At 39.3% G+C, this 23,438-nt stretch carries 19 protein-coding genes and 3 pseudogenes; 13 read left to right on the top strand and 9 right to left on the bottom strand.

Annotated elements, in window-relative coordinates; genetic code table 11:
- Nucleotides 1–114: 114 nt before the first annotated feature.
- A pseudogene (locus M3226_RS24440) lies at nt 115–1,131 on the top strand (SDR family oxidoreductase).
- 237 nt (nt 1,132–1,368) lie between these two features.
- Here M3226_RS24440 and M3226_RS24435 read toward each other — a convergent pair.
- Both M3226_RS24435 and M3226_RS24430 read right to left on the bottom strand, forming a co-directional pair.
- Nucleotides 1,369–1,518 carry a hypothetical protein gene (locus M3226_RS24435; protein ID WP_251571250.1) on the bottom strand — a complete coding sequence of 50 codons (150 nt, stop codon included), beginning with the start codon at nt 1,516–1,518 and terminating at the stop codon, nt 1,369–1,371.
- Nucleotides 1,519–1,859: 341 nt separating this feature from the next.
- Nucleotides 1,860–2,717: a hypothetical protein gene (locus M3226_RS24430; protein ID WP_251571249.1), complete on the bottom strand. Its 858-nt coding sequence runs from the start codon at nt 2,715–2,717 to the stop codon at nt 1,860–1,862.
- 1,012 nt (nt 2,718–3,729) lie between these two features.
- Here M3226_RS24430 and M3226_RS24425 point away from each other — a divergent pair.
- The gene (locus M3226_RS24425; protein ID WP_251571248.1) at nt 3,730–3,918 is read left to right on the top strand and encodes a hypothetical protein; all 189 of its coding nucleotides are present in this window, start codon (nt 3,730–3,732) and stop codon (nt 3,916–3,918) included.
- Nucleotides 3,919–4,430: 512 nt separating this feature from the next.
- On the opposite strand, the gene M3226_RS24420 is transcribed toward M3226_RS24425, so the two are convergent.
- Together M3226_RS24420 and M3226_RS24415 are read right to left on the bottom strand one after the other, a co-directional pair.
- Complete coding sequence (locus M3226_RS24420) at nt 4,431–5,282, bottom strand: prolyl oligopeptidase family serine peptidase (protein WP_251571247.1); 852 nt, start codon at nt 5,280–5,282, stop codon at nt 4,431–4,433.
- A gap of 180 nt (nt 5,283–5,462) precedes the next feature.
- Nucleotides 5,463–6,740, bottom strand: a complete 1,278-nt coding sequence (locus M3226_RS24415; protein WP_251571246.1) for an endo-1,4-beta-xylanase — start codon at nt 6,738–6,740, stop codon at nt 5,463–5,465.
- Between the two features lie 383 nt (nt 6,741–7,123).
- On the opposite strand from M3226_RS24415, the gene M3226_RS24410 reads away from it, so the two are divergent.
- From M3226_RS24410 to M3226_RS24400, 3 genes are all read left to right on the top strand, one after another.
- Complete coding sequence (locus M3226_RS24410) at nt 7,124–8,140, top strand: aldo/keto reductase (protein WP_251571245.1); 1,017 nt, start codon at nt 7,124–7,126, stop codon at nt 8,138–8,140.
- Between the two features lie 55 nt (nt 8,141–8,195).
- The gene (locus tag M3226_RS24405; protein WP_251571244.1) at nt 8,196–9,170 is read left to right on the top strand and encodes an aldo/keto reductase family protein; all 975 of its coding nucleotides are present in this window, start codon (nt 8,196–8,198) and stop codon (nt 9,168–9,170) included.
- Between the two features lie 181 nt (nt 9,171–9,351).
- The gene (locus tag M3226_RS24400) at nt 9,352–9,522 is read left to right on the top strand and encodes a hypothetical protein (RefSeq protein WP_251571295.1); all 171 of its coding nucleotides are present in this window, start codon (nt 9,352–9,354) and stop codon (nt 9,520–9,522) included.
- A 175-nt stretch (nt 9,523–9,697) separates the two neighbouring features.
- On the opposite strand, the gene M3226_RS24395 is transcribed toward M3226_RS24400, so the two are convergent.
- Both M3226_RS24395 and M3226_RS24390 read right to left on the bottom strand, forming a co-directional pair.
- Nucleotides 9,698–10,177 (bottom strand): hypothetical protein, encoded by a 480-nt coding sequence (locus M3226_RS24395; RefSeq protein WP_251571243.1) that lies wholly within the window; start codon nt 10,175–10,177, stop codon nt 9,698–9,700.
- 355 nt (nt 10,178–10,532) lie between these two features.
- On the bottom strand, nt 10,533–11,804 hold the full coding sequence (locus M3226_RS24390; protein ID WP_251571242.1) for an FAD-binding protein: 1,272 nt from the start codon (nt 11,802–11,804) through the stop codon (nt 10,533–10,535).
- A gap of 405 nt (nt 11,805–12,209) precedes the next feature.
- Here M3226_RS24390 and M3226_RS24385 point away from each other — a divergent pair, with 405 nt between their 5' ends.
- The 6 genes from M3226_RS24385 (at nt 12,210) to poxB (ending at nt 19,238) form a co-directional block, all read left to right on the top strand.
- Entirely contained in the window at nt 12,210–13,040 is an 831-nt protein-coding gene (locus M3226_RS24385; protein WP_251571241.1) for an ABC transporter substrate-binding protein, read from the top strand.
- Nucleotides 13,041–13,118: 78 nt separating this feature from the next.
- Nucleotides 13,119–13,781 carry an amino acid ABC transporter permease gene (locus M3226_RS24380; RefSeq protein ID WP_251571240.1) on the top strand — a complete coding sequence of 221 codons (663 nt, stop codon included), beginning with the start codon at nt 13,119–13,121 and terminating at the stop codon, nt 13,779–13,781.
- Nucleotides 13,778–14,500: an amino acid ABC transporter ATP-binding protein gene (locus tag M3226_RS24375; RefSeq protein WP_251571239.1), complete on the top strand. Its 723-nt coding sequence runs from the start codon at nt 13,778–13,780 to the stop codon at nt 14,498–14,500. Before M3226_RS24380 ends, M3226_RS24375 begins: the two co-directional genes overlap by 4 nt.
- A gap of 11 nt (nt 14,501–14,511) precedes the next feature.
- Nucleotides 14,512–15,708, top strand: a complete 1,197-nt coding sequence (locus M3226_RS24370) for a M20 metallopeptidase family protein (protein WP_251571238.1) — start codon at nt 14,512–14,514, stop codon at nt 15,706–15,708.
- 131 nt (nt 15,709–15,839) lie between these two features.
- A complete protein-coding gene (locus M3226_RS24365; RefSeq protein WP_251571237.1) occupies nt 15,840–17,129 on the top strand; it encodes a M20 family metallo-hydrolase in 1,290 nt (429 codons plus the stop codon).
- Nucleotides 17,130–17,510: 381 nt separating this feature from the next.
- Entirely contained in the window at nt 17,511–19,238 is a 1,728-nt protein-coding gene (poxB, locus tag M3226_RS24360; RefSeq protein WP_251571236.1) for a ubiquinone-dependent pyruvate dehydrogenase, read from the top strand.
- A 436-nt stretch (nt 19,239–19,674) separates the two neighbouring features.
- Here poxB and M3226_RS24355 read toward each other — a convergent pair whose 3' ends face one another.
- On the bottom strand, nt 19,675–19,854 hold the full coding sequence (locus M3226_RS24355) for a hypothetical protein (RefSeq protein WP_251571235.1): 180 nt from the start codon (nt 19,852–19,854) through the stop codon (nt 19,675–19,677).
- Nucleotides 19,799–19,995, bottom strand: a pseudogene (locus tag M3226_RS24350) (IS1595 family transposase); the annotation flags it as partial. The pseudogene M3226_RS24350 and the gene M3226_RS24355, both read right to left, overlap by 56 nt.
- Nucleotides 19,996–19,997: 2 nt before the next feature.
- Between M3226_RS24350 and M3226_RS24345 the strand changes: the two are divergent.
- Both M3226_RS24345 and M3226_RS24340 read left to right on the top strand, forming a co-directional pair.
- Nucleotides 19,998–20,231, top strand: a pseudogene (locus tag M3226_RS24345) (IS1595 family transposase); the annotation flags it as partial.
- 83 nt (nt 20,232–20,314) lie between these two features.
- A complete protein-coding gene (locus M3226_RS24340; protein WP_251571234.1) occupies nt 20,315–20,752 on the top strand; it encodes a VOC family protein in 438 nt (145 codons plus the stop codon).
- Between the two features lie 496 nt (nt 20,753–21,248).
- Here M3226_RS24340 and M3226_RS24335 read toward each other — a convergent pair whose 3' ends face one another.
- Nucleotides 21,249–21,524, bottom strand: coding sequence for a hypothetical protein (locus M3226_RS24335; RefSeq protein WP_251571233.1), 276 nt, complete (start codon nt 21,522–21,524; stop codon nt 21,249–21,251).
- Between the last annotated feature and the right edge of the window lie 1,914 nt (nt 21,525–23,438).

Raw genomic sequence — 23,438 nt, 5'->3', positions numbered from 1 at the left:
GTTGATTGGAAGCATTATAAATTTGAAAAAAGGGATTTTGAAAACAAAATAGAATAGTTACTTGCTAAGGTATAAATAGAATGGTTGGCCTTAAAATTAGCGGAGGTGAAAAAAATGAAAGCGTTATTTATCGGCGGGACGGGAACGATTAGTTCTGCCATTACAAAGCAATTGGTCACAATGGGATGCGAGCTTTACCTTCTTAATAGGGGGAATCGAAAGGATCGCTTGCCAGAAGGGGTAAACTTACTTCAAGCGGATATTAATGATGAAGACCAAGTTTCCAGACTGATGGAAGAGTTAGAGTTTGATGTTGTGGCTGATTTCATTGCGTTTGAACCTGCACAACTAGAAAGAGATTATCGCTAATTTAAGGGGAAAACGAAACAATTTATCTTTATTAGCTCTGCTTCTGCCTACCAAACTCCTTTGGCCGACTATCGAATTACAGAAGGAACGCCATTATCAAACCCATATTGGCAATATTCGAGAAATAAGATTGCCTGTGAAGAGTATTTGCTGAAACTTTACCGGGAGGAAGGCTTTCCGATTACGATTATCAGACCAAGTCACACCTATGATGAACGTTCGATCCCACTTGGAGTACATGGAAGCAAAGGTTCCTGGCAGGTAGTAAAACGAATGCTGGAAAATAAGCCCGTTATTATTCATGGGGATGGAACATCCTTGTGGACGATGACACACACTACTGATTTTGCGAAGGGCTTTATTGGCTTAATGGGGAATATTCACGCAATCGGTGAGTCTGTTCATATCACTTCAGATGAAAGTCTTACTTGGAATCAAATTTACGAAGCAATCGCGGACGTACTCGGAGTGAAACTCAATGCGATTCATGTGTCATCTGAATTTTTGGATGCATGCAGTAAAGAGGATTACAGGGGTGGATTACTGGGGGATAAGGCCAATTCCGTCGTTTTCGATAATACGAAACTAAAAAGACTGGTTCCCGATTTTGTTGCTACGACCCGATTTGACCAAGGGATTAAGCAAACGGTCGAATACATAGTAGCACACCCTGAACTACAAATACCGGATGAAGAATTTGACCATTGGTGTGACAGGGTAGTTGACGCACTAAATGTAGCCTTAAAGATGATCAATGAATAGATCCAAGGTCGGCCAGTAATAGCCGACTTTTTCTCTTTTGGATTCTGTGCCATAAGGGTATCTGTATCAAGGGAGTGATTGAACATGCAAAAAATAATAATAGCCACTTTCAATCCAGCAGCAGGTGTTAAAACTCCCCATCAAACAAGCTAAATGGTATGTGTAATCTGTTTTCCACTGCACGAAGCGTCCGATTTACTCGTAGTAAACGGCGGTAAAGTTGGTCAAATTCACTTTCTAGCAAATTAACTCTGCGTTCAAGCCGCTGCCATTGCGGCTGTTGAAATAATTGCGATATTTGCGATAGTTGTCTGTCAGGACCATATGGATGTATGGATAATACTCAAACTGAGTTTGTGGAACTTGATAATTTCCATACGGATACATCTAGGCATCTCTCCTTTTGGTTAATTCACTATAAATTATGTAGGCATTTTCAGTATGAAACGGCGCATTCCCATAGATACTCTTTTTAAAAGTACTCGACGCTCCTGTCTTATCTTTTACACATACCGCTTGTAGAGTTTTATCATTAAATTCATTAAACTGACTAGTTATTTAAAATGCTAAAAGACATATGTAAAGTGGAGCTATCTGGAGAAAATCAAAGCACCTCCACCAAAAAAGAACACAATACCAGAATAAATAGGTAAACAAACTAACATTAAACACGAAAATGCTATCAATTTTCTTAGATTCGGATCCCGAAATAGCATGTTTTTCTGCCATTAAATGTAGGAATTTAACCAATCCCACTCCATTTTTTCTCCATTAAACTCAAAACAAATCGGTTTATATGGAATAAGTCCTGTTTCGTGCCTTTCATTTAGCCTCTCCTCGTAGTACTGAAAAAATTTCCCTTTTAAGATTCCACAGAAGTAAGCAATCGGGTTTTTTACAGCATTTGTCCATTTTAGTTTTCGAATTAACTGCTTAAAGGATTGGATGGCAAGGGTAACGATTAGATCGGTTTCATGGTCTAATTCATAGCCATAGGCAATGATATGGGCCATTCGCCAATATTCTTCGATCAATTTTGCATCAGGAAAGATGCATTTAACTAATTCAACGAAAGGCTGTGGAACACGGTTGCTCACATAAATGTAATCCAATTTAGACGGTTCTTCCTTACGTTTATTTATCTTTTGATCTTTTTCAGTTTTTAAAAGATTAATAGTTTCTTTAGGGCGGCTCATGCTTTCTTGTTTGGGTGGTTCACAAGTAGGAAAACGATTAAATACATAGAGATTGCTGGACTGGGATCCATTGCTTCTTTCGGTCTCATAGACAGTGAAAATCCCAATTTGTTTCCCCCTAAGAACCATCCGTTTAAAAGTGGAACGTGAAAGGATGTTTTCTGCATATTGTTGATTAATCGCTTTTAAAATGGTTCCAATTTTGGCATTACAAACACCTGGGATCTTTGCAGAGAACCGCACTAATCTTTTTAATCCAATTAATTCACCCTTTGTAAAATACTTCTTATGATCGAGCAGCCACATTTCCATATGGCGGTTAAATTCCTCTAAGTTTTCAAATTGTGAATACTGTTCAAATCCCTTGATATTACCAGATTTTAAATTCATATTACCTGAGCCACCTTATCACATTGATCTTGGCCAGTTAACATGGTAATCACATTTCTGGCATTTCTAAGATATCGTTTTTGGCTGAGGAATTCGAATCGCAAAAATTTCAATTTGAGGCCATTTTTTAGGCATAACAGCCGTTTTTTGTTATCAAATTTCTAATTTGAAGCTGTTTTTTGCAATTTGGTTTATTTTTTGATCATTTTATTGGTTGAATAATAAAAATCTATATTTTGCTCAACTTGTTCTAAATAATGAAACCTACTGTCCATTTTCTTCATATTAACTATATATAAACGTTGAAAAAGAAAGCTAAAGAATCCAATCGGATTCTGATGTGATCCTAGGACTGAAAGAACTAAAATTTAACAATCAAGATGGCCGGTTTATAGAAGAGAAGATTGAAATGAAGGGGGTGCTTACTTTGCTAAAAAGAATAACAGGTATGGCATTAATAACAGCCACAACTACTAGCCTTACATCCGCTAACAATTGAGCAAGAAGAAATAAAACCAAGGGTTACACAACAGCAGGCTGAAATTCAGTGAGTTCCTCAAGTAAAGCTGAACCGTTTGTCATAAGGACAACCTTTTTACTATGTGGAACAAAAAGATAATACAAAAGAGAAGGCTAAATTATTAGAAACAAAAGGTAATCTGAAAAATATGATTGAAGAGTTATCTTAAGCTAACGAGTTTTGCGATTGTTCAATAGGAGCAGTCCGCTTTTTTACTAATGACAGGGTTAATTTGAAGCAGGACATTCATATAAAATAAAAAGAATAACTAACAATCTTAATAAAAAATGAGTTGGGGAATATGGCTGAATACATATAGGAAATTAGAGGACTAATCGGAAATAGACCATTAATATTGGTTGCTTCTACTATTATTGTTATGAATAAAAAAAGAGATTTTATTTCAACACTGTTCTGACACAAATGAAAGGGGTTGCCTGGGGAGCTATGGAAATAATAGATCCTTTATCTTTAAAAGGATGTTTTTCCAAAATGAAGATAACGTTAGAACAGTTAACAGCAAAAGGGCATTTGTTTTGTTCCGTCTATTCACTGGCAAATCGCCAGGGATTCATAACCTCCGAAGGAAAAAGGAATCGAAGCCTTCGACAGATAAAAGGGGTTCATAACCGTCGAAGGGAAACGAATACCCGGTCTACGACAGATAAGAGGGATTCATAACCCCCGAAGGAAAAAGGAATCAAAGCCTTCGACAGATAAGAGGGATTCATAACCGTCGAAGGGAAACGAATACCCGGTCTACGACAGATAAGAGGGGTTCATAACCCCCGAAGGAAAAAGGAATCGAAGCCTTCGACAGATAAGAGGGGTTCATAACCGTCGAAGGGGAAACGAATACCGGTCTACGACAGATAAGAGGGATTCATAACCCCCGAAGGAAAAAGGAATCGAAGCCTTCGACAGATAAGAGGGGTTCATAACCGTCGAAGGGAAACGAATACCCGGTCTACGACAGATAAGAGGGATTCATAACCCCCGAAGGAAAAAGGAATCGAAGCCTTCGACAGATAAGAGAGGTTCATAACCGTCGAAGGGGAAACGAATACCGGTCTACGACAGATAAGAGGGATTCATAACCGGAAACGAATACCGGTCTACGACAGATAAGAGGGACAAGCAGCAATTGCCGTCAGTAGTCATTCTAGAACATGACTACTGACGGCAATTTGTTTTTATAAACGTTCCATTATAAACCCAAAAATCAAATCCAATAGTTCCTGACTCCAAAAAGTACCCTCATGCGGTCCATTATCAACCTCAATCATCTGGGCATCTGCTCCACAGTCACACAATTTATGGAACATAGTAAGACTCTGCTCATATGGCACCGGCTCATCGTTATTTCCTTGCACCAGCAAAAATGGCGGATACGCCATTCCTTCCTTCACTTTGTAAAATGGACTCATATCTCTAAAAACATCCAAATTTTCTCTTGGATTTCCACCTGCCAGAGCGATATCGACTGGAGTTGGATTGTTCAGACGAGCTTCCCGCTTTAGCAAATCGGCGGGTCCAAAGCAATCCACGACCAGCTTAACCCGATCCGAAAAATCGGCATATTCCTCTGTTCGATAGTTAGGATCATCACCTGTAAGCCCAGCTAGCAAAGCCATATTTCCTCCGGAGGAAGTACCCCAGATACCAATTCTATCAGAATCTATATGATATTCTGAACTCTTTGCTCTCATGAATCGGATCGCCGTTTTGACATCCTCGAAGCAAGCAGGCCATTGGTTTCCTTCCAAACTGTTACGATGAGTAATGGTTGCAATTACATAGCCTTTGGCAGCGAGCTGTGAGAGCTGTGGGATTTGATAATAAATATTTGGAAAAGTCCAGCCGCTGCCTTGCACGAAAACGATACATGGGTATTTTTCCTGCGAGCCTTCAGGAATCTGAGGTGAAATAATCGTCATCTTCGTGCCGGACCTTTGGGCAAGTGAATAGACAATATCTGGATATATGTGTGCCAAGCCTTTCAAAGAAGGATTGTAATCGATTTTCTTAATTTCTGGGTATGCCATAGCCAAATCACCTCTATTAATTTTTGGGGTTGCTTTTTATACTCTGTACAAATCCTTAATGGTCATTTCCAGATTCATCGTTTAAGATTTTTCAAATGCATGATTTATGCGGACAAACCATTGAATCCGACATATATGCTTTTCCCGATGCTCAGGACATGCCGAAAATTAGCCGGTTGTTTATACTAGTACATCTGTTTTGATTAGATTTACGATCTGTACTGTTTCATCATCCTTATTTAATTGAAAGCTTACTTTCTTATCATCACAAACAAGATCATAATCACCAAGGAATCCTTTAAAGGAAACCAGTCCGTTCTCATCTGTCTTGCAGCTTACATTTGTGGACCAGTCTTCATTAATCAGTTTCTGCAGGACTTTATAAGATGGTTTTAAACTATTATCTTTTCTGATAAAACCGGAGGGAGCACCAATCCATGCCCCATAATCACTGAACTGCCAGGATGAAATGGCTTCTACCTGTGGATGTTTAAATAGAATCGAATACATTTCTTCCACTTCTTTTGCCTGGCGTTCTTCGTCTTCTGGTGTAGATGGCCAATCTGGAATCTGATAATCATTCAAGTCTCCAATTTCAGGCGGCATAAGATGCCCGGATAACAATGAGTTTTCGGTAAAATGAATCGGAAGACCAAAGTGGGAGAAACGCTCCAGTACTTCTTCCAATTTCTCACGTCCCCAATATCCCTGATGCTGATGGGACTGAATCCCAATCGCATCAATTGGAACCCCTGCTTGTAAACATCCATCAATTAAAGTTTCATAGTTAATCGATGTATTAAAATCATTTAATAATAGTGTCGCACCAGGATTGCATTCACGTGTTTTGGCAAACATTTCTTTAATCATACCCACACGGCCAAGTTCTTTACAGATTCTTGTAATCCCGTTGTCATACTTATCATAGATGGGCATGATCACCACTTCATTGATGACATCCCACATATCGATTAATCCTTTGAAGTCTGATACTTCTCGTTCAATTCTAGCCAGCTGTGCTTTCAGGATGTCTTCATTGCTCATATTCAAAAGCCATGGAGCCGTTGCTGTGTGCCAGACAAGGGGATGTCCTTTCACGGTTACGTTTCTTTCTTTTAACCAAAGTGTCGCAGCCTTTAATTCGTTTGTCCGTGGTTTTCCTTTTTCAGGCTCAAATCCTCCCCAATAGTCAGGAAATACTCCCCAATAGAAAGGGAGTGTGGCAAAGTTAAAAACATCTAAGAACTTATCCATTTTATCTTCCAAAAATCCTAGTCTGTCTGCTGGTACACTTTTATTTGCTACTTTGATCGTATCAAAAATACCGCAGCCAAATAAAAACTGATGGTTGCTCTGTCTTAGAGATACTTCCTTTCCTGTAACAGGATTTCCTGCTGCATCCACAAGTTTAAATGTCTTCTGCGCCTTTCGGTGTGCAAATTCATTTGTCCGGCCCATTCTATACCTCCATTTTCATAAATGTTTTTGTATAGTTCAAGAGAAGAAAACGCTTTCGTATGTCTATTAAATTTTACCAAACTTACTCTATCCAGTAAACTAACTATCTTGCAACATAGTCATTTTTTTATGAATCTTTGTAAGGGAATAATTAAAGTAATAATGGAAAACACGGCGATTCAATTTATTTTCCTATTTTTAAAAAACTAATTATAATAGGGATGTAAGCGCTTAGTTAGTTTAATCGAAAAACTATTTTGATGGGAGGTTTTGATGAAAAAGCTAAAAACTATTAAGCTGGCAGCCGGATTATTTAGGGAGAAAATACGTTAGTTCCTGCGCAAAAATCGTGTTCATATATAAAAAATAAGGAGTGAAACACAATGGAATTTCGTTATTTAGGAAAAACGGGTTTAAGAGTTAGTGAGCTTTGTTTAGGTACGATGACGTTTGGCCGTGAAACAAGTGAACAAGACAGCTTCAAAATCTTAGACCGTTTCGTTGCAGAAGGTGGCAATTTTATTGACACAGCCGATGTATATACCAGAGGGATTTCGGAGGAAATCGTTGGCAAATGGCTGCAGGAACAAAAAAGGGATGACTTTGTCATTGCCACAAAAGTCCGTTTTCCCATGGGGGAAGGTCCAAATGACATAGGTTTAAGCCGTAAACATATAATGAACGGTGTCAAAGAAAGCTTGCGCCGCCTTGGTACCGATTATATTGATCTCTATCAGGTTCACGCTTGGGACCCACGTACACCTTTGGAAGAAACATTAAGCACATTAAATGATCTGGTTCGTGAAGGACTAGTCCGCTATATTGGAGCAAGTAACTTTAAAGGCTGGCAATTGCAAAAGGCGATTGACACGAGCCGCCAAAATGGCTGGGAAGCATTTGTCTGTCTGCAGCCGCAACATAATCTTCTCTGCCGGGCAACAGAATGGGAACTGCTAGACGTTTGTATCAATGAAGGATTGGGTGTCATTCCTTGGAGCCCATTACGCGGCGGATGGCTCAGCGGAAAATATACCAAGGATATGGTGACCCCTCCTGAGAATACTCGTGTGGCTTTAGCGGAAAAAGAGGGCTGGGGCGAGTCCTGGAGCAATTATAATAATGAATTTACATGGCAAGTGCTAGAGACTTTATATGCTGTGGCGAAAGAAGCTGAAAAAACGCCGGCCCAAGCGGCCATTAACTGGCTATTAAATCAACCAGCTGTAACAGCTCCAATTATTGGTGCCCGAACGATGGAACAGTTGGAAGCAAACCTTGGTGCAGCAGGCTGGTCATTAACGAAGGAGCAAATCGACCGATTAAACAGAGCAAGTGATATATATGTGACTTATCCATATAATGAGGATGCTATAAACCAACGAAATAGAGGGAGAGAATAAAGTTAATTGGCTTTTATCCTAATTTCTTATTCAAATAAAGCAGGAGGATGATGTAATGGAATATCGTAAACTGGGAAACTCAGGTTTAAAGGTTAGTGAAATTGGGTTAGGGAGCTGGCTGACATATGGAACCGCCGTAGAAAAGGAGAAGGCTATTGCTTGTATTCATAAAGCCTATGAGTTAGGAATTAACTTCTTTGATACAGCCAATGCCTACAACCGGGGAGCAGCAGAGGTGGTTTTAGGCGAAGCGTTAAAGGAATACCAACGCTCCAGTTATGTGTTAGCAACGAAAGTTTATTTTCCAATGGGAGACGGCCCAAATGACAAGGGACTTTCGAGAAAACATATTATCGAACAATGTGAGGCAAGTTTGAAACGTCTTGGGGTAGAGTATATTGATTTATATCAATGTCATCGCTATGATTCTGAAACACCGGTAGAAGAGACGCTTCGAGCATTAGATGATTTAATTTCACAAGGAAAGGTCCTGTATGCAGGTGTGAGTGAATGGTCGGCAGAACAAATAACAGAAGCCACTCATGTTGCAAAAGAAAAGAATTTTAGGCCGATCATATCCAATCAGCCCATTTATAATATACTTGTCCGTTATATTGAAAAAGAGATTTTGCCTGTCAGTGAGAAACACGGAATGGGGCAAGTCGTATTTTCTCCGTTGGCACAAGGGATTTTGACTGGAAAATATAAACCTGGACAAAACATCCCATCCACCAGCCGTGCTGCCAATAAGGAAACAAACAGATGGATTACTAGTTACTTAAATGATGATGTTTTAACAAGCGTGCAAAAACTCGAAAATATGGCACAGGGTCTAGGAATCAAATTGTCGCAATTAGCACTTGCCTGGGTATTAAGACAGCCTGGAGTAAGTTCTGCGATTATTGGGGCCAGCCGTCCTGAACAAGTGGAGGAAAATGCTATCGCATCTGGCTTCAAAATTCCCGAAACCATTGTCGATGAGATCGAATCTGTTTTGACAGAAATAAATGGGTTCGTACCAATCTGGTAACAGGTTGGATTAGAGGCGGTTACCTTTGGATAACAGTTGAAGTCAATTATTTTTGGTTAGAAAAATTCTGATACTAATTTTATAAATAGGAAACACTCACAAATGTTGTGAAATCAACATTTTGAGTGTTTTTGATTTTTTAGGGGAAAGACTGAAAAATTTGAATAACTGGGCAGCAGGGGTGCTTGATAACATCCTAGGGCACTGTAGCAGGATCAATTGTAATGAAGGATTAAACACTTTAAGGATGTATGCAGTGAGCCCAGGATTTGTATTAGAAAAGCGAGTCATCTATCCGAAGAAAAGAAACCTGCTACTAGCTATCTGGGGCCGATGGAAACTTATTATGTAGGGAAATATGTCGAGTGTTTGGGTTTAATAATTGATAACCATTCTTGTAGGCAAGAAGTCGGGGGAAGTAACCCTATTAACGGATGTAAACAATTTTAATTCATATATATAAAGCGGACATAATTTAACAGAATAATGTCCGCTTAAAAAGCTGTGGATTAAAAAAAGAACATCCGTCACTCTTTTCTAATTAACTTTATATGCATGGGTAATAAAAAACCGAAAGCGATAAGAAAAACTATGATTGAAACGTACCAATTCCATCCTTTGTATTTCATATACCCAACATAGACCATGCCAAATTCTATTAAAAGCGCAATTATTGTGAAACAAAATGTTAATTTCCATTTATTATTAGGAGTAAGGTAATTTAAATAAAGTATGGCAAGTGAGCTTGGTATAAACGTATAACTAAGAAGATCCCCAATTCCCGCTTTTTTCGGGTCTCCAATATCAAAAAGGTCGAGTTCCCTGGCAATTAGACCATCGCTAAACCAAGTAATAAATCCTACAACACCAAATGTAATATAGATCTCTCTCCAAGAAATATTTTTTTTAGGAATCATTAGGACTGTTAGTGCAAATAAAATACTTGCTGTAACAGGAAACCATAATCCCTTTGCTCCTAAGTCCAAGTTCGCCAAAAATTGCTGCATTTGATTTTTTACCCCTTTAAGTTTGTATGGTTATTTTTAACTATTTGTAAGGGTTATATACTGCGAGGAGGCATTTACATTTTTAAAGAGAGAAATCTATGGTCAACATCATGAAGATACCCCAACAAGGTGGAGTCATTATTACCTTCCAGATATGGACGATATTTTTTGGTAGGGCAGTTCACAAATCAGCATTATTTTCTCCATGTGGATTTGCTAAGTGATAGGTAGGGAATAATGGCTCTAGTCATTCTAGTAAGTTTAAAGCCGCCAATTGGCGGCTTGATTCATTTTTTTATACAACCTACTAATAGGGTAGAAGTCAAGTAATATCACTCTATTTTGCTTAGTGATTTCACTCTGACTCATTAAATATATATTTATTCAAAAAGGCATTACGAAATTTGCCATTCGGATCATACTCCATAAGTAGCTGCTGAAAGGCAGGCATCTTTTCATAAAGTGACTGTATTTCTGCAGGTGTGGTAGTAAACAGTTTTCCCCAATGTGGCTTAGCTTGAAAAGGTTCAAGCTGGGCTTCGATGAGTGGCAGCACCTTCTTAACATCTTCCCATTTATCCTGCCACGTAAAGTGAATGGCAACGGAATCCTGCTTATAGGATGGGCTTAACCAAAGCTGGTCCACGGCAATGGTCCGCACTTCGCATATCAATAGGTGTGGTGCGATTTGTTCACGGATTTCACTAACCGCACAAAGAGCGTCATAGGCATGCTCGCGGGCCATAATATATTCACTTTGCAGCTCTTTACCTTTACTTGGGGTGAAATCCATTCGGAAGTGTGGCATCCGATCAAGCCAATCCCCTGGCACCCCTAGCTGCGCTGTGCAATTCTCTGCTCCAACCCCCGGTACGGGATGGAGATTTTCTTTGGCCGCTTTTGCTCCATAGAATTCCTCTCCGAAAGAAATAATCTGATCATCCGTCAGTTTGCTCTTCAGCCACACCTGGTTAATCCCCTCATCCTGCCAATCGGTAAACAAACTAACGCTATAGGCACTAGAAAAAATGGGTTCAAAATCGTGTTCTAATTGTGCTAACGGAAGGTTCTCGTACACATCCTGCCTCATTTGATGACTTGGATGAACATCTAGTGTAAGCTTTGTGACGACACCTAATCCACCTAGTCCAACAATCGCGCCATGGAATTCTTCTTCCGATTTTTCTTTTGAAAAAGTGACAATACTTCCATCAGCAGTGACCACTTCCATCGCACGTACCGCTGCAGCTAAATTTTGATTGCCATTGCCAGAACCGTGTGTAGCTGTTGCAATAGCCCCAGCAACCGAAATGTGCGGAAGGGAAGCAAGGTTATGTAAGGCAAAGCCATGTTGCTGAAGTACTGGACAAAGTTCCCCATACTTGATTCCTGCTTCCACAGTTACAGTTCGATTTTCTCGATCAATGGATAATACCTTGTTGAGTTTCGACAAGGATACCATATTCTCATTAGAATCTGCGATACTATTAAAGGAGTGACGCGATCCGATCACACGCAGCTTTTTTAAACTTGAAACCAATTGTTGAACTTCTTCAACAGATTCAGGTTCATGCCAGTTATTTGTACTATATTGATAATTACCTGCCCAATTTCTTTTCTTCTCCATGAGTCCCACTCCATATTTACTTTTTTACTTATCTCTTACTATACATAAAATGAAAGAGTTTTCAATTATAATAGCTTTTTACACAACAGCATAAGTCATAGATGGCTGTAGAAGTTTGCTTGCCTACTTTTATCCGGGAATATTCAGACTGGAGTAAAGAAGCCCATATTAAGGAGTGGAGCGGAAAAAGCGTTCTTAGGGTGCCTTAATGAAGGCAGAGTATTAACTCAAAGATTCCGACAGTGCATATTATAATCAAAACTATTGAAAAAATTTTATTATTCGAACATTTCCCGAAGGTATTGTATTTTTTTATGTATAAAATTACAATGGGTTACATAAATAAAACATTTTACTGTGATAAACTAGTAAAGGGATATAGTGAGATATAGGAGGAATAACAACATGAAGAAAGTCATCCAGATTTTAATCATTTTAGCAGTGGCTCTAATGGCAACTGCATGTGGTACTCAGCCTAAATTACCTGATCAATCAAAGAATGAGCAGAGTAAAAAAGAATCCGAAGGCAATACATTTGAAAATATAAAAAAACAAGGCGTTCTTAAAATAGCTGTGGATGATACATTTCCACCAATGGAATACCGTAATGATCAAAACAAGTTAGTAGGTTTTGATATTGATCTTGCAAACGCCATTTCAAAAGAGCTTGGTGTGAAAGTAGAATTTATACCAACTGCATGGGATGGTATTTTACCAGGATTAGACGCAAAACGATATGACATCATTATGTCATCCATGAATATTACTGACGAAAGAAAGCAAAAGGTTGATTTTGTAGAGTACATGAAATTAGGACAAGTGGTTGCAGTTAAATCAGGAAATCCTGAAAAGATCCATTCGAAAGAAGATCTTTCTGGAAAAATAGTCGGTGTACAACTAGGTTCAACTAGTGAAAGTGCAGCGAAAGAGATTAAGGGAATTAAAGAATTAAAGACTTACAATGGTTATACAGATGTCTTTAATGACCTAGGTCTTGGCCGTTTACAGGGCGTTATTGTTGCAGAAGCGGTTGGCCGTTACTACAAAACATCCAAACCTGACGCTTTCGATGTGGTAGGTAGTTCATTCCAAAGTCTTCCAGTAGGGATTGCTGTACGTAAAGGTGATAACGATCTTGAAGAAGCGTTACAAAAAGCAATCGCAACGGTGAAGGATAACGGAGCCTACGCAGAAGCTAGTAAGAAATGGTTCGGAACAGACAAATCAAAAGAATAAAAAGGATACGGATAAATCGGAATGCTGATTTATCCGTCTTGTTTTTTGCTTTATGTTTTTTCAAAAGGAGAGAGGGAAATGAAGGACTTTATATCATTTGCATTAACTTATCTTCCCTACTTATTACAGGGGGCTTTGGTAACGGTTGAAATAGCCGTTATTGGGATAGTCGCAGGAAGTATTATAGGATTACTATTCGGTCTCGGCCGTGTTTCTAGCAATAAATTATTTTCACAAATTAGCAGATTTTATATTTGGGTGATTCGAGGAACTCCTCTTTTAGTGCAATTATTCATCATCCATTTCGCGATCCCATCCGTTTTTCCCGTATTAACGATGCCGCCTTTTGTTTCCGCCTGCATCGCATTGTCACTTAATGCAGCGGCCTATATTGCGGAAATTGCCAGGGGCGCCATTCAGTCGATTGATAAGGGACAAATGGAAGCAGCAAGGTCTCTTGGATTAAGTTATGGACAAGCGATGAGAAGGGTGATTATACCACAAGCGTTTCGCCGTATGCTGCCCCCACTAGGAAATGAATTTATTGCCTTAATTAAAGAATCCTCCCTCGTATCAACTATAGCTTTATATGATTTACTCAGAACGGGTCAGCAAATAATAAGTAGTACGTATCGTTATATGGAGATCTTTTTACTAGTTGGGTTAATCTACTTAGTGCTTACTACGATCATGACATTCATCGTTGGGAAAGTGGAGAAAAAGGTAGGTGCTTATGAATGATAACATGCAAAAATGTGATTAAAACATTTGGTGATTTAGAAGTGTTAAAAGGTGTCGATTTACATGTCTCGCAAGGTGAAGTGGTCGTCATTATTGGACCAAGCGGATCTGGGAAAAGTACCTTTCTTCGTTGTATGAATCATTTAGAGTCGGTTGATGGTGGGAGCATTACGATTAATGGAAAAATGGTAGAAAACAAAGAGACGGCGTTGAATAAACTTCGTCAAGATATTGGCATGGTTTTTCAGCAGTTTAATCTTTTTCCTCATATGACGGTTTTGCAGAACATTATGGAAGCTCCTATTTTATTAAAAAAAATGACCAAAACAGAAGCAAAGGAAAAAGGAATCCAGCTTCTTAAAAAAGTAGGGCTTGAAGCAAAAGCGGATGAATATCCAAACCGTTTATCTGGAGGGCAAAAGCAGCGTGTAGCGATCGCGCGGGCATTAGCGATGGAACCGACGGTTATGCTATTCGATGAACCTACTTCTGCACTAGATCCCGAACTTGTCGGGGAAGTACTTTCGGTCATGAAGCAGCTGGCAAAGGAAGGTATGACCATGGTCGTCGTTACTCATGAAATGGGTTTTGCAAAAGAAGTAGCAGACCGGGTGATCTTTATGGATGGCGGAAATATTATTGAACAAGGAATTCCAGAAGACATTTTTGTCAATCCAAAGCATGATCGGACAAAGGAATTTTTAGGGCATATTAGATAGGAGGAGCCCACATGTTGAAAGATTCACAGTTAGAAATAACCTCAATGATTGATGATAAAGTAGAACAATGGTTTCCTAAATTAGTTGAAATAAGAAGAAATCTTCATATGTACCCTGAAATTAGTAATCAAGAATTTAAAACAACCGAAAAAATAAACGGATGGTTACATGAATTTGGGATTCAACAAATACCACTTACCTTACCTACTGGGACCGCTGCAGAAGTTAAGGGAGTGGAACAGGGACCAACGGTTGCCATACGAGCCGATATTGATGCTCTCCCTATTCAAGAAGAAGCAGATGTTCCATTTCGTTCAAAAATTGATGGTGTAAGTCATATGTGCGGCCATGATGTTCATACAACGATTGCACTTGGGGCAGCGATTATTTTAAAAGAAATGAAGGCGCTAGTTCCTGGGAATGTTCGGATCTTGTTCCAGCCAGCGGAAGAATTTGAAGGCGGAGCAGAATCGATGATCCAGCAAGGATTATTGGAAGGGGTCAGTTCCATTATCGGTCTTCATAATGTTCCCGAACTTCCAGTTGGTCAGATCGGTGTGAAGGAAGGATTTTTAATGGCAAGTGTAGATGATTTTACCTTAACCATTAAAGGGAAAGGCGGACACGCTGCGATTCCAGAGAAAACCATTGATCCAATCGTCATCGGCAGTGCCGTTGTGAGTCAGCTGCAAACATTGGTCAGCCGTACGATTTCATCTAAGGAATCGGCAGTTGTCACCATTGGTTCCTTCCAAGCAGGGATGACAAATAATGTCATTCCGGATAAAGCTATACTAAAAGGAACGGTCAGAACTTCCAACGAACAAGTGAGAAAGAAAATATATGAGGTGTTTACACAACTTGTTACAAATACCGTGGCAGCACATGGTGGGGAAGTAGAGATCAAGTATGAGTTTCTGCTGCCTGCTGTCTATAATGATGCCCAGGTGGCAGAAATGGTTCAGTCAGCAGCTGAGACAATCGTTGGGAAAGAAAATACGGTACGGGCAGAACCAACCATGGGTGGGGAGGACTTTTCTTTTTACCAAAAAGAAGTACCTGGCTGCTATGTGTGGCTTGGTTCAGGGAATCAAGAAAAAGGGATTAAATATGGATGGCATCACCCGAAATTCATGGTAGATGAAGATGCCATTAAAATTGGTGTTAAATTAATGGTTCAATCCGTGCTTAAATTATTGGAAAGATAAACCTTTAACTTTGGCAGATACTAATTTTTGTCACCAATAAAAAGATATAGATGAGGAATCCTGCTTTTTTTCGTAAGGAAACAGCAGGATTTTCTCTATACAGGACATTCAAATGAAGGGAGAATTATCCTATGGAAGCAAATTTCATGGAGAGTTTAAATGTAACGATAAATGGAAACCGTCTTTGGAACCAAATAATGGCCTTTGGGAAAATAGGAGAAGGAGACAATGGCGGGGTCACTCGAACATCATTAGATCAAAAGGATATCGAAGCACGAAAATTCTTTCTGAAACTACTGGAGGAAGCTGATTTATCCCCTTATATGGACGCAGCGGGGAATATCTTTGGGCAAATAATCGGTAAAAATCCCGAATTACCTCCCATTCTTATTGGTTCTCACCTTGATACCGTAAATTCTGGCGGGCGTTTCGATGGCGCCATGGGTGTTCTAATGGGTGTAGAGGTGCTTTGTACGTTGAAAGAAAAGGGAATTCAACCTGAAAGAACGATAAAAGTTGTTTCTTTAACAGATGAGGAAGGGGCTCGTTTTGATTATGCTTTTGTAGGCAGTACCGCTTTGGTTGGCACAGAAGGTACGAAATTAAAGGAAAATTTAGCTGCAGCAACAGATAAAGATGGAATCACCTATCTGGAGGCTATGAAGCAAGCCAGTCTCGAAGGGGAATATTTTAATCAGATTAATCCAGACCTTTTAGAACAAGCTCAGGTAGGTAAAAATGACGTAAAAGCATATATTGAAGTACATATTGAGCAGGGAAAAGTGTTAGAAAATAAAGATTTAGCAGTTGGAATCGTGACTGGGATCTCTGGTGGAGAATGGGCGGAAGTAACGATCATGGGTGAAGCGGGGCATGCGGGAACAACCTGGATGAACGAGAGAAAAGATGCTTTAACAGCTGCAGCAGAATGTATTCTAGCGATTGAGAAAATAGCACAGGACAGTAGCGGAAGTGTGGCGACAGTAGGAAAATTGGAAGTAAAACCTGGAAGTAGTAATGTCATTCCTGGGAGAGTGGATTTTACACTTGATGTTCGGGATATAGCTAATGAGCGGCGTATACATACGGTTACTAAAATCTATGATTCCATTCGGACCATTGCTGCAAACCGCGGTTTAGGGTGTGAAATTAGGCAGGTTCAATCTCTCTCTTCTATGATGAGTTCACCAATAGTGATGGAAGCAGTTAAAGATTCTCTGCAAGAATTACAGTATCCTGTTTATGAATTACCAAGCGGGGCTGCACATGATGCGATGGTGTTGGGAGAACTCACAGATATTGGAATGATTTTTGTCAGGAGCAAGAGTGGCATCAGTCATCATCCAGATGAGTGGAGTTCTTTTGAAGATGTGGCCCTTGGGTGCGAGGTACTATACAGGACAACGTTAAAACTTTTATAAATGATTCACTTACCTAGAGAGGTTCTGTAGTTCATTTTAAGTACTTTATATGGCGAGCCAAAAAGGATTGAAATTCCAGTTAAAGGAAAATACTAGCCTCTAAATATATGTTAGAAATCAATTCTTTTTCGATTTGGACAATTTTCACCTTAAGTAAAAACACTTTACTAAGGGTTTCTTTCGGAAGTAGTGGTTCAACCGAGACCATCGAGATCAAATCATCAAGATAAATACAATAAAATCAACGTTTCGTACATTTTGTATGGAACGTTTTTTATTTATTTCAAATTGGATTCTTACAAAAATTTGATTCCGAATAAAACCCAATAACATGGAAAAGTTATAAAAAATACCAAATGAAAGAAACGAAGGAGAGTAATAATGAAGAAAACCATTGCGGATTCACTGGTTGAGGCCTTGTTAAATGCAGGTGTGAAAAGGGTTTATGGCATTATAGGAGACTCACTGAACGCAGTTATCGATTCCATCAGGCGTTCTGAAAAAATTGAATGGATTCATGTCCGCCATGAAGAGGTTGCAGCATTCGCAGCCGGTGCCGATGCAGATATGACTGGAAGTATTGCTGTATGCGCCGGAAGCAGTGGTCCTGGCAATATGCACCTTATCAATGGTTTGTACGACTGTCACCGCAACCGGGTCCCTGTGCTTGCCATTGCAGCACACATTCCAAGTTACGAAATCGGCACCAATTTTTTTCAGGAAACACGCCCCGACCATCTATTTAAGGACTGCAGCTACTATTGCGAGGTAGTGACGTCCCCGCACCAAATGCCCCGCTCCGTACTCGTCGCCATGCAGAATGCCGTTTCGCGTAAAGGTGTGTCCGTTCTTGTTCTGCCTGGGGACGTCGCGGGTTATGAAGCAGACGAGACCCCTGTACCGGAACATGTCCTTCATGTGACACAGCCGGTCATCCGTCCTTCGGAAACAGAATTAAAGCAGCTAGCGGAGTACTTGAACCATGGCAAGCGCATCACCCTGCTGTGCGGAGCTGGCTGTGCGGGGGCTCACACACAGCTCATGCAGCTTTGCGAAAAACTGCAATCACCGATGGTCATTGCGTTGCGAGGTAAAGAACACCTGGAGTATGATAATCCTTATAATGTGGGACTAACAGGCCTGATCGGGTATTCATCAGGCTATCATGCGGTTAAAGACTGTGATGTACTGCTGATGCTTGGTACCGATTTTCCATACAGGCAATTCTATCCAAAAGAGGCCACCATTTTGCAGGTCGATATTGAGCCGGGACATCTCGGCCGCCGAACCGATCTTTCCTATGGGCTGTGCGGTGATGTGAAAGCAACGATTGAGGCACTGTTGCCTTATCTGACAGAGTCACATGATGGAAGCCATCTGAAGAAATTTACCGACCACTATCGAAAAATTCGCGATGATTTGGACGAACTCGCAACCGGAAAACCAGGCCGCGAACCAATCCATCCTCAATATCTAACAAAAGCCGTCAGTGACCTGGCAAGTGAGAACGCGGTCTTTACATGTGATGTCGGGACCCCAACACTTTGGGCTGCTCGTTATCTGCAAATGAACGGACAAAGGCGGTTATTAGGTTCTTTTAATCACGGAACGATGGCAAACGCCCTGCCACAGGCCATTGGAGCTCAGCTTGCCCAGCCTGGCCGCCAGGTCATCTCCCTTTCTGGAGATGGAGGGCTTGCCATGCTGATGGGCGACCTTCTCACACTTAGGCAGCATAAATTGCCCGTAAAAGTAGTCGTATTCAACAACGGTGCGCTGAGTTTCGTCGAGCTTGAAATGAAAGCACAGGGCTTCTTGGAAACAGGTACTGCTCTTGATAACCCCAACTTTGCAGATGTCGCCAAAGCGGTAGGCATGGAAGGAATTCGCGTGGAGGACCCAGCTGAACTGGAGGAAGCGATTCAGCGTGCACTTCAACATGACGGGCCAGTGTTGCTTGATGTCGTTGTGAACCGCCAGGAATTGGCTTTTCCACCAAAAATCACATTTGAACAGGCTCATGGTTTTAGCCTTTGGATGATGAAAGCCGTTTTGAACGGGCACGGCAACGAGCTCATTGACCTTGCCAAAACGAACTTTTTCCGATAATAAGCCAAAATGATTGATATTATAGGAGCGAAAAAATGGTTATGACAAACAAACTCCAAACAGATGCTTTAAATAAGCAGTTGATGTAATGCGTGCATCTTTTCATAAAGTTACTGTATTGCAGGGGAGATCGTAATCAATTTCCCCAATGTGGCTTTACTTGAAAAGATGCACTAACTAAAAGCCCACTTAGTGAAATTGCCAAATTCGGCACGTTAACACACCGGATTGAATCAGTAAATGCTATTAATATCGAGTTGGAATTCATACATTCAACCAATCCCACTCCATTTTTTCACCATTAATCTCAAAACAAATCGGTTTCATTTGATCACTCTTGTTTGGTGCTTTTCATTTAACCTATCCTCATAATACTGAAAAAATTTTTTTTTAAGATTCTATAGAAGTAAGCAATCGGGTTTTTTACAGCATTTGTCTATTTTAGCTTTCTAATTAACTGCTTAAAGGATTGGATGGCAAGGTTAACAATTTGGTCCATTTCATGGTCTAGTTGATAGCCATAGGCAATGATTTGGGCCATATGCCAATATTCTTCAATCACCTTTGCATCTGTATAGTTTGTAGGGGCTATAAGGATGGACAAGGCGTTTAGCAATTTGTTTAAGAGCGTTCAAGAGCTTGTGTCTCCAATAAAAAGCGTAACCCAAGTAACCCCTACGATTTCAGCCGATTTTCGTAGAGAATAGCCTTTGAACATACTATCAACAAATGTAATCCATTCGTTGCCTTTACGAGTGCTTATATCATATTCAAAACGTCAGTGGTCTCCATTCCCGATTGAAACAATTCATAAACCGATTTAAAGGTGTCGCAACGAAGTACCTTGATAACTACCTAGCCTGGTTTTTGTTTGTCGATAGCCGCAGTAACGAAAACACAAAGCACAATATTAAAGATTTTCTATTATCATCCTTTGTCTTTGAAATGACAGATGCGTACGATAGTTTACGCTTATCAAAATTCACTGTATAGTGCTTATTTAACTTGGCAGGAATTTGCAATAAGTTTGTTGAATAATTCTGCGAGGAGCACTTGATCTCAAGGGGGTATGAAATATGAAGATCAATAGAATAGATCATGTGAGTATAAACGTAAATGATCTTTCAGAGGCTAAAGCATTTTTTCTTGATTTAGGACTTGAAGTGCAAGCGGAATGGGAATTGGATGGAGAACAGTTGGACCGAATAGTTGGGCTTAATGATGTTAAAACGGCATGTGTAGGATTGGGGATGCCAGATGGTCAGGCATGGATAGAGCTAGTCAAATTTTATACGCCGTCAGATGAAAAAGATATTCAGCGACCTTTTGCAAATACGCTGGGTATCCGACATATTTGCTTTGCTGTTGAGGATATTGAATCTATTGTTGCAAAATTGAAAAAGAAGGGCTCGGAAATCTTTAGTGAGATACAGCAATATGAAGAAAGTTATAAGTTATGCTACGTCCGTGGTCCTGAGGGAATTATTTTAGAGTTGGCGGAGAAAATCAAATAAACAGACGATATGCTGACATATAAAGAGAAACACTTTCGCTTATCTAAACAGGCTGATATTTCAGACTGGATGGCTGTCTTTTTTAGGGGCAGTCGTTCTTTCTCCTTGTTGGAAAAACAGGGGCATTAGCTGAAAAAAATGGGGAACCTCGACAAATGAAGGTTCCCCTAATTATTATATGAAAATCCACATTTAAAATTAACAGAGCCAAAAGATTAATAGTTTTATTAGGGTGGTTCACAAGCAGGAAAACGATTAAATACATAGAGACCGCTGACTGAGAACCATTGCTTCTTTCGGTTTCATAGACAGTGAAAATCCCAATTTGTTTACCTTTAAGAATCATCCGTTTAAAAGTCGAACGTGAAAGGATACGCTGAAAACCCTACTAATCTTTTTAATCCAATTAATTCACCTTTAGTGAAATCCTTCCACATTAGAGTTGTGGCCATTTTTATATCTTCTTTAATGCTTCTGGGAACTAAATGAACATTAATTAATTTTTAATCCAGGTTAATAATCTAACAATTTGAAATGGATCATTCCAAGAAATGATAAAACTCAAGATAAAGAACGCTATAACAGCTAAAAACTTTGTTTTTCCATGTTCCTTTTTAAACATTGCACTAAAGCTTAGTAATAAACCAATAAACCAAAAGACAAAACTTAATACCATCAGCTGCTCAAAATAGTTTGAGTAAGCATAAGAGCAGCACAAGAGGAGGACACCAATAACAGCAGAAAATATAGATAAATTACTTAGTATTTTCATAAATTACTCCTTTTATATACGTTTGTCACTTTGGGCCCCAGATCACGGTTCCTAAAATCATATATGCAAAAGGGAAAACAAATAATTTTGAATTTGTAAGGAAAGCACCATATGTCAAAATGCTTTTCTTTATTTTGTGTGCTTGCGAAGCAAAGAACAGACCAATGGGACAACACAATAACGGGAAAAACACCGGAAATCCCTGCACTTTTTCAAGTGTAATGATGTCAAACAGAAAATTTAAAATGAATGCTAACGGAACAAGGAACAACAAATAAGCTACAAAAATAAATCTCTTTTGCACAATTTTACTCCTTTTGAAAAATAAGTTACTTCCATACTAACATAAAAGAGAAGGAAATTGGGTTAATTTTCCACCACTTTATGGTAGAATAAAAGGGCTTTATACAAGATTCATTAAGATTAGGGAGAGGTTTCTTTGAAAAATAATATTTGTCCAAAATGCGAAAGTGAAGACATTAAAAAGGCGTGAGATAAAAAGTGGAAGACTGTTTTCCGTTGATACCGTTATTAGATATGGATACTTCTATGTACTAACCTTGGTTTTTATCTTAGTAAGAGAAAGAATAAGTAAGCTATTTCATTAGTTGGGATGTCGGCTAGTAGTATTTCATCTGGTGGCGATAAATTAAATAAGAATAATACCCAGTCATCCATGTCAGATGATTCAACAGCGAATAAAGAAGGAACATCAGAAAAAGCCACAAGTTCAAGTACCACTACGTCGAATAAGGCTATAAACCGTCCGATAGGTGCTTGGTTGAGTACTATTGAGATAGAATTATATGAGGGGTAACACGTTACGCCAAGTCGCTACAAGAATATAGCCAGGGTAATTGGGATGTTTAGGTTAAAGAAGTTGATACTGGAGATAATCCTTATGTAACGGTCAATCAAAATACCGCTGATTTCCACAGATTATATACCTAAAATTGAGCTTGGATTTTTCTCCAGGCTTATTTTTAGGTATGTTCTATTGTGAATTTGTATGTACCAGGTCCGAATGTATATAGTTTGTATAATCAAAAAAAAGAGAGCATTTTTAGCTCCTGCTCCGTGGTATCAGCCCCATCCTTCGCTAACACCGGCGATAACCCCACTTGTTATCCAACCATCTTTATTATAATTGCAAACGCTTACAAATGACAAGGATTTTGCTCTTATTAGATAAAGATTTAAAGAATATATAGCAACAGTCAATATAATCTATATAGGTTATGTGGAAGTTAGAAAAGGAGGGGATTTCGGCCACCTAAAATTTTGTTCTCAGCATCTTTTATCATCCGTTTTGTCTCATAAGAAACCGTATTATCCCTATATCTTCAATATATTTATCTATGTAATAACCACAATGGTCGTAAAAATCATTTCCATCATAAGTTTTTATCCCACTTATAAACTTCACAAACTCTGTATTCTGGAATTACGTCGGATTGATCAGCTCCGTATTTTCCAATAAGATATTGTATACGTAAAACCACATCTCTTACAAATACCTCATAAATTGCAGCATACTCAAATTGGTCATTTATATTACCAAATGATCTTTAAAACTATCCATTTCTTTGTACACTTTATACCCGTTTAATTTGAAAAAACAACCAATCATTTCGGCTGTTTTTGATTTGAAAGAATAAGCTTCCTACTAGATCTGTTTAGGAATGTAAATTTAACATACCTCAATCCTTACAAGCAGTGAAACGCACTGAAGTAGGGATATCTACAAATACTGTCTTCTTTGTTCATCGCCCCAATTTGTGGTTTACCGGATTAACCCCCGAATTTTGGACAATTACTCTCTTAATCTATCATTTTCGTAGTTTTTTATTTTTTGATTTCTTTCGTTGTTTTTTCAGAAGGCCAAGTTGCTTGACATGGAGCCTCTGCGGGCAT

The organism is Neobacillus cucumis (genome assembly GCF_023715505.1).
Note: the sequence above shows the minus strand (reverse complement) of the source record. Positions and strands in the feature narration are given on the sequence as shown.

Coding starts and splice junctions, on each gene's coding strand:
- M3226_RS24425 (WP_251571248.1), top strand. CDS start 3,730: ATGAAGATAACGTTAGAACAGTTAACAGCAAAAGGGCATTTGTTTTGT.
- M3226_RS24435 (WP_251571250.1), bottom strand. CDS start 1,518: ATGTATCCGTATGGAAATTATCAAGTTCCACAAACTCAGTTTGAGTAT.
- M3226_RS24385 (WP_251571241.1), top strand. CDS start 12,210: ATGAAGAAAGTCATCCAGATTTTAATCATTTTAGCAGTGGCTCTAATG.
- M3226_RS24430 (WP_251571249.1), bottom strand. CDS start 2,717: ATGAATTTAAAATCTGGTAATATCAAGGGATTTGAACAGTATTCACAA.
- M3226_RS24340 (WP_251571234.1), top strand. CDS start 20,315: ATGAAGATCAATAGAATAGATCATGTGAGTATAAACGTAAATGATCTT.
- M3226_RS24380 (WP_251571240.1), top strand. CDS start 13,119: ATGAAGGACTTTATATCATTTGCATTAACTTATCTTCCCTACTTATTA.
- M3226_RS24335 (WP_251571233.1), bottom strand. CDS start 21,524: ATGAAAATACTAAGTAATTTATCTATATTTTCTGCTGTTATTGGTGTC.
- M3226_RS24395 (WP_251571243.1), bottom strand. CDS start 10,177: ATGCAGCAATTTTTGGCGAACTTGGACTTAGGAGCAAAGGGATTATGG.
- M3226_RS24375 (WP_251571239.1), top strand. CDS start 13,778: ATGATAACATGCAAAAATGTGATTAAAACATTTGGTGATTTAGAAGTG.
- M3226_RS24405 (WP_251571244.1), top strand. CDS start 8,196: ATGGAATATCGTAAACTGGGAAACTCAGGTTTAAAGGTTAGTGAAATT.
- M3226_RS24370 (WP_251571238.1), top strand. CDS start 14,512: ATGTTGAAAGATTCACAGTTAGAAATAACCTCAATGATTGATGATAAA.
- M3226_RS24420 (WP_251571247.1), bottom strand. CDS start 5,282: ATGGCATACCCAGAAATTAAGAAAATCGATTACAATCCTTCTTTGAAA.
- M3226_RS24365 (WP_251571237.1), top strand. CDS start 15,840: ATGGAAGCAAATTTCATGGAGAGTTTAAATGTAACGATAAATGGAAAC.
- M3226_RS24410 (WP_251571245.1), top strand. CDS start 7,124: ATGGAATTTCGTTATTTAGGAAAAACGGGTTTAAGAGTTAGTGAGCTT.
- M3226_RS24390 (WP_251571242.1), bottom strand. CDS start 11,804: ATGGAGAAGAAAAGAAATTGGGCAGGTAATTATCAATATAGTACAAAT.
- poxB (WP_251571236.1), top strand. CDS start 17,511: ATGAAGAAAACCATTGCGGATTCACTGGTTGAGGCCTTGTTAAATGCA.
- M3226_RS24415 (WP_251571246.1), bottom strand. CDS start 6,740: ATGGGCCGGACAAATGAATTTGCACACCGAAAGGCGCAGAAGACATTT.